Here is a 9,736-nt window from a genome sequence, read left to right as displayed (position 1 = left end):
CTGTATATTTTTCTTAAATTATCAGTCAATTACAACTTTTTTAATATGGGTTAATTTTCTTGCTTTTGTCTACTAGGAGTAGTATACTGAGATAGTAATCAATAAATATGGTTGCAAAAATAATATTATGAGGTGATCAATATGGTTGAATTGAAAAAAGAAGCAGTAAAAGACGTAACAACATTATCTAAAACAGCGCCAGTAGCATTGGCAAAAACAAAGGAAGTATTGAACCAAGCAGTAGCAGACTTGTATGTGGCTCACATTGCCCTTCACCAAGTTCACTGGTATATGCGTGGTCGTGGTTTCCTCGTATGGCATCCAAAAATGGATGAATACATGGACAGCCTTGATGGCTATCTTGACGAAATCAGTGAACGTTTGATCACTCTTGGTGGCAAACCTTACTCAACTTTGACAGAATTCCTTCAACACAGTGAAATCGAAGAAGAAGAAGGAGAATTCCGTAACGTTGAAGAAAGCTTGGAACGTGTTCTAGCGATTTATCGCTACCTTATCGCTCTTTTCCAAAAAGCTTTGGATGTGACTGATGAAGAAGGCGATGATGTTACAAACGATATCTTTGTTGGTGCTAAGGCTGAACTTGAGAAAACAGTTTGGATGCTTGCAGCAGAACTTGGACAAGCTCCTGGTTTGTAAAATATAGTTGCTACCCCTTTTATCATGAGGTGCTTGATAAGTGCTCATGACCAATCATCTTTTAAAAGTCATGTAACTGTAAACAGTTGCATGATTTTTTTGTCTGCTAGACTTAGGAAACATTGTCAAAAGTAGGATTTTACGGTATAATAGTTGCTGTTCAATAACATATGAATTTTAAAGAATAATTGTTAGTTTAAGGAGGACTTATGAACAACTTACCAAATTGCCCAAAATGTAATTCAGAATATGTCTACGAAGATGGAAGTCTCTTGGTCTGCCCAGAGTGTGCCTATGAGTGGAACCCTGCAGAAGTTGCAGAAGTAGAAGAAGGTGTTGTTGCTATCGATGCCAATGGAAATAAATTGGCTGACGGCGATACTGTAACCCTTATCAAGGATTTGAAAGTAAAAGGTGCGCCAAAGGATTTGAAACAAGGAACTCGCGTTAAAAATATCCGTATCGTAGAAGGTGACCACAACATCGACTGTAAGATTGATGGTTTTGGAGCTATGAAACTCAAGTCAGAATTTGTTAAGAAAATCTAGCCATGAAACTGAATTATAAATTTATCTTTTATAGTCGTGTGCTCTTGTTTTTAGCGGCATTTACAGGAGTTTATCTAGAGATTACCAAGCACGGTGGTTTTGGTATGCTCCTTTACTACACAGTGTTGTCCAATCTTTTGGTAACGATTTTCACGGGTTATCTGCTCCGTGTGATGAGTCGTTCAGGTGAAAATTGGCAAAGTCCGACCTTGCTTCGTCTCAAGGGTGGTGTTACCATGAGTATCATGATTACCTGTGTGATTTACCATTTTATGCTTGCTCCGATTGCGACAGACTTTTACCGTGTGGAAAATTTCCTTTGCCATTATATCGTTCCACTCTGGTTTTTAGCAGACACCCTCTTCTTTGATAAACGTGGGGAATACAAGATCTGGGATCCAGTCTTATGGACCATCTTGCCCTTGGTTTATATGATTTTTGCCTTGTTTAACGGCCTGGTCTTAAAACTCAATATTCCGAATTCCAAGGACAATCCCTTCCCATATTTCTTTTTAAATGTGAACAAGGGTTGGGACGTGGTTATCAAATGGTGTTTGATCATTTTTGCAGCGTATATGGTTGCAGGCTTCATCTTCTATCTGATCAAGCAAATCAAGCGAAAATAGTCTTCCTATTAGGAAAGTTAGGACGGAGTCTCTAGTTCAATCGGGCTCCTTCTTTTCTTGCCATCTTCCTTTTAAAAGGATAAACAGTGAGAAATATACAGAAAGAAAATTCATGAAACAATATTTAGAACGGGCTAGTATTTTGGCCCTCTCCCTCGTTTTGATTACCTCCTTCTCCATCTCAAGTGCTCTGCCAGCCATGTTTGACTACTATCAAGGCTATCCCAAAGAACAAATCGAGCTCCTGGTCAGTCTTCCTTCTTTTGGAATTATGATTATGCTGGTTTTAAATGGGTTTTTGGAGCGGTTATTTCCTGAGCGTCTTCAGATTAGTCTAGGGCTTCTCATCCTCTCTATAGGAGGAACAGCCCCCTTCTGGTATCAGGAGTACAACTTTGTCTTTGCGATGCGGATTTTATTTGGCTTGGGTGTTGGGATGATCAATGCTAAGGCCATTTCCATCATCAGTGAACGCTATCATGGAAAGACACGGATCCAGATGTTGGGTCTTCGCGGATCAGCAGAAGTTGTCGGGGCATCGATTTTGACTCTAGTGGTCGGTCAACTCTTATCCTTGGGATGGACAGTGACCTTCTTGGCCTACAGTGCGGGATTTTTAGTATTGATCCTTTATCTGCTCTTTGTCCCTTATGGGAAAGAAAAGAAAGAAACAAAGAAAAAAGAGACCGAAACGACTCGTTTGACAGGACAGATGAAAGGCCTAATTTTTCTATTGGCTGTCGAAGCAGCAGTTGTTGTCTGCACCAATACAGCTATCACGATTCGTATTCCTAGTCTGATGGTGGAAAGAGGTCTAGGGGATGCCCAGTTATCGAGTTTGGTTTTAAGTATCATGCAGTTGATTGGTATCTTGGCAGGTGTGAGTTTTTCTTTCTTTATCTCTCTGTTTAAAGAAAGGTTGCTCCTTTGGTCAGGTATCACCTTTGGATTGGGGCAGATTGTGATTGCCTTATCTCCGTCATTGGGTGTGATGGTAGTTGGAAGTGTTGTGGCAGGTTTTTCTTACAGTGTGGCCTTGACCACTGTCTTTCAGCTTCTTTCTGAAAGAATCCCAGCCAAGCTCCTTAATCAGGCAACATCTTTTGCAGTGCTAGGATGCAGCTTTGGAGCCTTTACGACACCTTTCATTCTTGGGGCGATTGGCTTGGTGACTCAAAATGGTATGTTGGTCTTCACCATTTTAGGATGTTGGTTGATTGTCACTTCTATCTTTGTTATGTACGCACTTCAAAAGAGAGCTTAGGATTAATTTCCTAAGTTTTTCTTTCTGGGAATTTTGTACCCAGACAATTATTGGTTTTTAAACTTGTTTACACTTTTATTTCCTGATAAAATAGAAGTTATGACAAGATATAAAGCAACTATTTCTTATGATGGTTTTGCCTTTGCCGGTTTTCAGCGCCAGCCTCATGCGCGGAGCGTTCAAGAGGAAATCGAAAAAACCTTAATGAGACTCAATAAGGGGCAAGCCATCGCTGTTCATGGTGCTGGTAGGACGGATAGTGGGGTCCATGCTCTGGGACAGGTCATTCATTTTGATCTGCCCTATCAGATGGATGAGGAAAAACTCCGTTTTGCTCTGGATACTCAGTCACCAGAAGATATCGATGTGATTTCGATTGAGATTGTGGCGGATGATTTTCATTGCCGTTATGCAAAACATAGCAAGACCTATGAGTTTATCGTGGATAGAGGACGTCCCAAAAATCCGATGCGTCGTCACTATGCTACTCACTTTCCCTATCCCCTCGATGTGGAGCGAATGCAGATAGCTGTCAAGAAATTAGAAGGAACCCATGATTTTACCGGTTTTACAGCATCTGGGACTAGTGTAGAGGACAAGGTTCGGACCATTACAGAAGCTAGTTTAACAGTTGATGAGACAGGGCAGTTTTTGACCTTTAGCTTTTCAGGGAATGGTTTCTTGTATAAGCAGATTCGCAATATGGTGGGAACGCTGCTCAAAATCGGAAACAACCGCATGCCAGTTGAGCAGATTGACTTGATTTTGGAGAAGAAGGACAGGCAGCTAGCAGGTCCAACGGCTGCACCGAATGGCTTGTATTTAAAGGAGATTCGTTATGAAGAATAATCGTATTTTAGCCCTTTCTGGGAATGATATTTTTAGTGGTGGTGGTTTATCAGCTGATTTGGCTACCTATACCTTAAATGGTCTGCATGGCTTTGTTGCAGTGACTTGTTTGACGGCCTTGACCGAAAAGGGCTTTGAAGTCTTTCCGACTGACGATGCCATTTTTCAACATGAATTGGATAGCTTGCGTGATGTCGAGTTTGCAGGGATTAAGATTGGTCTTCTCCCTACTGTCAGTGTGGCTGAGAAGACCTTGGACTTTATCAAGCAACGTCCAGGAGTGCCTGTGGTATTGGACCCCGTTTTGGTCTGCAAGGAAACGCACGACGTGGCTGTTAGTGAGCTCTGCCAAGAGTTGATTCGTTTTTTCCCTCATGTCAGTGTGATTACGCCAAATCTTCCTGAAGCAGAATTGTTAGCGGGTCAAGAGATCAGAACCTTGGAAGACATGAAAGCTGCAGCTCAGAAATTGCATGATTTAGGAGCGCCAGCAGTTATTATCAAGGGAGGCAATCGCCTCAGTCAGGACAAGGCAGTGGATGTCTTTTATGATGGACAAACTTTCACTGTTCTAGAAAACCCAGTCATTCAAGGCCAAAATGCTGGTGCAGGATGTACCTTTGCCTCAAGCATCGCCAGTCACTTGGTCAAAGGGGATGAACTTTTACCAGCAGTAGAGAGCTCGAAAGCTTTCGTTTACCGTGCTATTGCACAAGCAGATCAATATGGAGTAAGACAATATGAAGCAAACCAAAACAACTAAAATCGCCCTTGTATCCCTCTTAACCGCCCTTTCTGTGGTTCTAGGTTATTACTTGAAAATTGGAACGGCAACAGGAATATTGACTCTCTTGGATGCAGGTATTTTCTTTACTGCCTTTTACTTTGGCAGTAAAGAAGGGGCCGCCGTTGGAGGACTAGCAGCTTTTCTGCTTGACCTTTTATCAGGCTTTCCACAGTGGATGTTCTTTAGCTTGGTAAACCATGGCTTGCAAGGATTTTTTGCAGGTTTTAAAGGGAAATGGCAATGGCTAGGCTTAGTTTTAGCTACAATCGTCATGGTAAGTGGCTACGCTCTGGGCTCAACTCTAATGAATGGCTGGTCAGCAGCCTTGCCAGAAATCCTTCCAAACTTCCTACAAAATACCTTGGGAATGGTTGTGGGATTTGTAGTCTTTCAGAGTGTCAAGAAGATAAAATAAAAAAGTCAGCTATAGGTAGCTTGATACTCAGCAGTCTAAATAATCTGAGTCCACTCACCTTATAAAACTTATAGCAAAATCTTAAAAGGACAGTTGATAATATACTGTCCTTTTATGTTGATATATTTTCTTTTTTTAGGATGCGCCTTATTTGGAATTTACTAAAATAGGAAAAGTTTTATAATAAATTTCCTATGAGTTTTTATTATTAGTTATCAGTCACTTTTTAAAGCAATCACCTAAATAAGGTCTATTAACTAAAACTGGTATTTTTCCTTCCGAATCTTAAAAGCAGTTTCACCACCTTCAAGAATATTCACAACTTGATTCATAACTTGTTTGTTATCAATCGATCCGATAGCATGTCCATTAATTTTGCCTTGTCCATCTTCTTCGACAAGTCCAATAATTAGTTCTGCATCACCAAAGACAGGAATGTTGGCATTATGAGTAGCAAAAATATATTGACGATTTGTTTTATTATTCCTAATTGAGGCAACTAAGCTATCTGCAATATAGGCATTATCAAGATTATCCTCAGGTTGATCAATAATTAAAGGATCCCTATTTTCGACTAATAGAATATTTAAGAGGGCTGTACACTGCTGACCTTTTGATAAATTATCCATAGATTTGAATTTATCTCCAACTTTGAGAGAAATATTAGTAATATCACCTAGAATAAGCTCTTCTAATTTCCAACATTGTTCATTAGTTAATCTACAAATTTTCTGCGAAGTGTTACTAGTTAAGTTATATTCTTTAGCCAACTCAACCGGCCCTTTTCGAATATTCTCGATAAAAGTAATCATGTCAAAATTTTTGTAATCACTAATAGATTGAATTGATTTATCGCCAATTCCTTCAATTTTTTTGAGTTCCTCCAACAAAGATTCTTTATTTTGTAGGCAATCGATTTCTATTTTAACTAATTTGCCTAGATTGGATTTATCCAGCTTTTTAATTCGTTTAGATACTGCATTAATATATTCTATATTAGCCTCTTTGCAATTCTCTAAAAGTTCTTTTCTAGCTTTCTTTAACTTCTCTAACTCTTCTTTAGTTGCTTCAATTTTCAATAGAGTAGGTTTTGAATCATTAATTTCTTTCAGCAGGCCACGATATTCTTCGAGCACTTCTTTACTATTTTTATCTTGTACTTCTGGAATGTCTTTGAATATTTTTTTGAATTTTATTTCTTCATTTTGCTTATATTTCCCCCACGACTCTTTTGTTTTTGAAACCTTTTCTTTTAGAGATGAAAATATCTTTTCTTGTTGTTTGAATATTATTTGACTTTCTCGATTATATTCATCTATAGAGTTAATGAGATTTGTTAAATCATCATTTTCTTTTCTGTCCCATTCATCAATTATTGATTCTATTACAATCTCATTATCTGTAATTTCATGATCACAGATAGCATCAGATAGTATAGATATTTTAGAGTCTATAGCGGTAATTTTAGTTATAGGAGCAATCTTTTCCTCTAACCCTGTTATAGAATTATAGTGTCTTAATTGTGATTGTTTCGCAGGTAAATCACTAGTATCTTTTTCTAATTTTTCTAGATTATTTGAAACTCTTAGAAGCTCCCGTGTATTTTCATTAAGAGATTCATATGCTTTTTTTCTTTTGTTAAGTATCTTTGAATCTATACAAATTAATCTTTTGACCGATTCGGTAATTCTTTTTTTGGATTTTATAACTTCAATTAATTCGTTTTGAGCATACACTTCTAAATTAGGCAATATTTCATCAATAGATAAATCAGATATTTCTCCGTTTTCATTTCTAATAGTAATATTTTGTTTATATCTCCTGCTAATATTAAATTGCTGTCCATTTTGCGAGTATGAAGTAATCGTTAACTTAACTTCGCCACCAGTTCCAAGATTCGACTCAGCAAAGGAGTCTATGTATTTTTCAAATTCTTTTGTGTAATGATATTTATCTAAACAATAAATAATTAGATTTATTAATGTAGATTTACCAGTTCCTCTACCTCCTATTATAGTAGAAACTTCATCAGAAAATGCAACAGCTAAGCCATCTAGGTATCCCCCAGATATAGAAATTTCGTCAATAGTGCTCTTATAGCACTTTTTTTCAGTACTGTTTAATTTTATCCTAGATTCCGAATCTTTAAATGCCATTTTAAATGCTTGAAAAGATAATTCTGACATTTTAACAAGTACACTAGCCACAGGCTTAGACAAATCTTCAGGCGATTCTATATCTGATGAGTTGATATATGCAATAGGTTTATTTCGTTTATAATTTGTATCCGTATTTTGAATTATATTTTTATAATTTGGGTCAATATTTTCTACGCTATTCGGAATTTGTGCAACAGAAAGAAGTTCATTTTTCCATATATGATTCATTTTCCCAATTTTAAGTATGCCATTGTCACCTGTAATATGGGCTGCATACCAGAAACCATCATTATCTTGAACTTTTTTAGCAATTTCTAAACATGAAAGATTGCTAGATTCAGTTCCATTTTTAATATCTGTAGGCAAGCCTAGTTGACCTAAAATCCTATTTAGTCTTGAATTATCGAATTCAGGTGAGAATAAACAAACCATATGAATTTTTTCAGCCGAAGAAATTTCAAACCCTGGTAAAGTTAAAATACCATTTTCAGACAGATAGGTTCGAAGGCTTGTAGAAGAGTCGATACTACCATGGTCTGCAAGGCCAACTACTTTTATTCCATTTTTTAAACACTCCTCAAGTATCTTTTTGTTATACTCTTCTTCATCAATAATAGTTTTTCCTCTAAACTTTGAATAAGAATATGGGTTTACTTGCAATGCGCATTTATAATATCTTGCATAATGTCTTTCCATAATATTTACCTGACCTTTGAATGTTAGTTTGAACTATCGCGATTTATTTTAAAAGCTCACGCAAAAAGTTATTTTTAAGCATATTCAAATTAAAAACATTTTGAATGTGTTCAAATGCTTCGGAGAGTGGTAAGTGAGCAGTTTTCCAACCTTGTCCATCTGTCACCCAGATAAACTCAATGTCATCTTTTGATTCTTTACTAAACTGATTAAGTTTAGTAAATTCACCAGCAACCGCTTTAAGTTTACTTCCACTGTCACCATAGTAGTTCGTTTCAATGAGCCAAACTTTATGACGTTCCCTAGAATAAACAGCTACATCAAAGTGCCGTTCTGATTTATCTACTAGCACCTCAATACCCCAATTTGATTTAATAAATGAGGCAGTTGCTTGAGCTTTCCATTCAAGTCCTTGTTTTTGAGCTATTTTTGCAACGTGTCGTTCTAAGATACCTTCCATTATTGTGCTACTACGATTTTTACGAGCGTTACTATCCAAACCAGCCTCTACACCATAAACATAATCAACTAAAGAACGGTTTACTTTAATTTGGAGAAAATCTAATAAACCAGATTGTTCCGCAAAAACAACATAATCCACAATTTGAGCTGACTTTTTGCTTGTCTCTAAGTTTAATCAAAATAAAGCAAATCTTTGCTGGTGCTTGTAAAGAGGTCAAAGCCATCCTTGGTAACAACACCGCAATCTTCGATACGAACACCGACTTTACCAGGGATATAGATACCTGGTTCAACAGAGAAGCACATGCCTTCTTCGATGACCATGTCGTTTCCTTCCATGATAGAAGGGAATTCGTGGACATCCATACCGATACCGTGACCGAGACGGTGGTTGAAGTACTCACCATAACCAGCTTTTTCAATGACTTCACGGGCAGCGCGGTCAACTTCATGTGCAGTCACACCTGGCTTGATAAAGTCAAGGGCAGCTTGTTGGGCTTCAAGGGTCAAGTTGTAAATGTCTTTCTTGAATTGGTCAGGCTTACCGACAGCGACCGTACGAGTCATATCTGAGGCGTAGCCATTAACCATGACACCGAGGTCAAAGAGGAGAAGGGCGTCCTTTTCAACTTTGTTTGCACCAGGAATTCCGTGTGGATTTGCAGCGTTATCGCCAGTCAAGACCATGGTATCAAAGCTCATTTCATAGCCTTCACGTTTCATGGCAAAGTCGATTTGCGCAATGATATCTGTCTCAGTCTTATCAAGAGAAATGTTGTCAAAACCAACTTTTACAGCCTTATCAGCATAGAGACCAGCAACCATCATTTTTTGAACTTCATCAGCTGACTTGATGAGGCGCATGCGTTGGATGCGAGGAGTGAGATTTTCAAATTCAGCAGTTTCAAAGACCGTTTTCAAACCATGGTATTTGGTTAAGATGAGATTGTCAAACTCAACAGCGACACGTTTGAAGTCAAGTTGAGGCAAAGCGTTTTTGATTTTTTGCCATGGATTTTCAGAATCCACATAGCCCACTACTGGGAAGGAAACAGTGCTGCTTGCACGCTCCACTTCAAGGGCTGGGACAAAGAGGAGAGGTTCCCGGTCCGCTAGGACAAAGAGGAACATTTGGCGTTCATGGGGATCACTGTAAAAGCCAGTGAGGTAATTGATAGTGACGGGGTCAGATACGACAGCGACGTCTAGTTTTTCTGATTCAAGATATGTTAGGATTTGTTGTAATTTAGACATATGCTACCTTCTTTCT

General features: G+C 38.1%; 9 protein-coding genes and 1 pseudogene. 7 read left to right on the top strand and 3 right to left on the bottom strand.

The window, feature by feature from the left end:
* Positions 1-141 precede the first annotated feature (141 nt).
* The 7 genes from GMD6S_RS04635 (at position 142) to GMD6S_RS04605 (ending at position 5,149) form a co-directional block, all read left to right on the top strand.
* On the top strand, positions 142-660 hold the full coding sequence (locus GMD6S_RS04635; RefSeq protein WP_000229890.1) for a Dps family protein: 519 nt from the start codon (positions 142-144) through the stop codon (positions 658-660).
* Positions 661-869: 209 nt separating this feature from the next.
* Positions 870-1,208 (top strand): zinc ribbon domain-containing protein YjdM, encoded by a 339-nt coding sequence (locus GMD6S_RS04630; protein WP_001061600.1) that lies wholly within the window; start codon positions 870-872, stop codon positions 1,206-1,208.
* A gap of 2 nt (positions 1,209-1,210) precedes the next feature.
* Positions 1,211-1,834: a Pr6Pr family membrane protein gene (locus GMD6S_RS04625; protein ID WP_000775203.1), complete on the top strand. Its 624-nt coding sequence runs from the start codon at positions 1,211-1,213 to the stop codon at positions 1,832-1,834.
* Between the two features lie 112 nt (positions 1,835-1,946).
* A complete protein-coding gene (locus tag GMD6S_RS04620) occupies positions 1,947-3,098 on the top strand; it encodes an MFS transporter (RefSeq protein WP_000816260.1) in 1,152 nt (383 codons plus the stop codon).
* Positions 3,099-3,197: 99 nt separating this feature from the next.
* Positions 3,198-3,947 (top strand): tRNA pseudouridine(38-40) synthase TruA, encoded by a 750-nt coding sequence (gene truA, locus GMD6S_RS04615; protein ID WP_000199172.1) that lies wholly within the window; start codon positions 3,198-3,200, stop codon positions 3,945-3,947.
* Positions 3,937-4,710 carry a bifunctional hydroxymethylpyrimidine kinase/phosphomethylpyrimidine kinase gene (locus GMD6S_RS04610; RefSeq protein WP_000794753.1) on the top strand — a complete coding sequence of 258 codons (774 nt, stop codon included), beginning with the start codon at positions 3,937-3,939 and terminating at the stop codon, positions 4,708-4,710. Before truA ends, GMD6S_RS04610 begins: the two co-directional genes overlap by 11 nt.
* Positions 4,688-5,149, top strand: coding sequence for an ECF transporter S component (locus tag GMD6S_RS04605; protein ID WP_000814993.1), 462 nt, complete (start codon positions 4,688-4,690; stop codon positions 5,147-5,149). Before GMD6S_RS04610 ends, GMD6S_RS04605 begins: the two co-directional genes overlap by 23 nt.
* Before the next feature lie 257 nt (positions 5,150-5,406).
* Here the strand turns inward: GMD6S_RS04605 and GMD6S_RS04600 are convergent, their stop codons facing one another.
* From GMD6S_RS04600 to GMD6S_RS04590, 3 genes and pseudogenes are all read right to left on the bottom strand, one after another.
* Positions 5,407-8,004, bottom strand: a complete 2,598-nt coding sequence (locus GMD6S_RS04600; protein WP_000439558.1) for a TrlF family AAA-like ATPase — start codon at positions 8,002-8,004, stop codon at positions 5,407-5,409.
* A 43-nt stretch (positions 8,005-8,047) separates the two neighbouring features.
* Positions 8,048-8,611, bottom strand: a pseudogene (locus GMD6S_RS04595) (DpnII family type II restriction endonuclease); the annotation flags it as partial.
* A gap of 26 nt (positions 8,612-8,637) precedes the next feature.
* Positions 8,638-9,720: a M24 family metallopeptidase gene (locus tag GMD6S_RS04590; protein WP_000040917.1), complete on the bottom strand. Its 1,083-nt coding sequence runs from the start codon at positions 9,718-9,720 to the stop codon at positions 8,638-8,640.
* Between the last annotated feature and the right edge of the window lie 16 nt (positions 9,721-9,736).

The organism is Streptococcus sp. GMD6S, assembly GCF_000297015.1.
This window is presented reverse-complemented; position numbering and strand designations above follow the sequence as displayed.

Bases quoted from the DNA above. Each gene is read 5' to 3' on its own strand.
- GMD6S_RS04635 (WP_000229890.1), top strand. From the start codon at position 142: ATGGTTGAATTGAAAAAAGAAGCAGTAAAAGACGTAACAACATTATCT.
- GMD6S_RS04630 (WP_001061600.1), top strand. From the start codon at position 870: ATGAACAACTTACCAAATTGCCCAAAATGTAATTCAGAATATGTCTAC.
- GMD6S_RS04625 (WP_000775203.1), top strand. From the start codon at position 1,211: ATGAAACTGAATTATAAATTTATCTTTTATAGTCGTGTGCTCTTGTTT.
- GMD6S_RS04620 (WP_000816260.1), top strand. From the start codon at position 1,947: ATGAAACAATATTTAGAACGGGCTAGTATTTTGGCCCTCTCCCTCGTT.
- truA (WP_000199172.1), top strand. From the start codon at position 3,198: ATGACAAGATATAAAGCAACTATTTCTTATGATGGTTTTGCCTTTGCC.
- GMD6S_RS04610 (WP_000794753.1), top strand. From the start codon at position 3,937: ATGAAGAATAATCGTATTTTAGCCCTTTCTGGGAATGATATTTTTAGT.
- GMD6S_RS04605 (WP_000814993.1), top strand. From the start codon at position 4,688: ATGAAGCAAACCAAAACAACTAAAATCGCCCTTGTATCCCTCTTAACC.
- GMD6S_RS04600 (WP_000439558.1), bottom strand. From the start codon at position 8,004: ATGGAAAGACATTATGCAAGATATTATAAATGCGCATTGCAAGTAAAC.
- GMD6S_RS04590 (WP_000040917.1), bottom strand. From the start codon at position 9,720: ATGTCTAAATTACAACAAATCCTAACATATCTTGAATCAGAAAAACTA.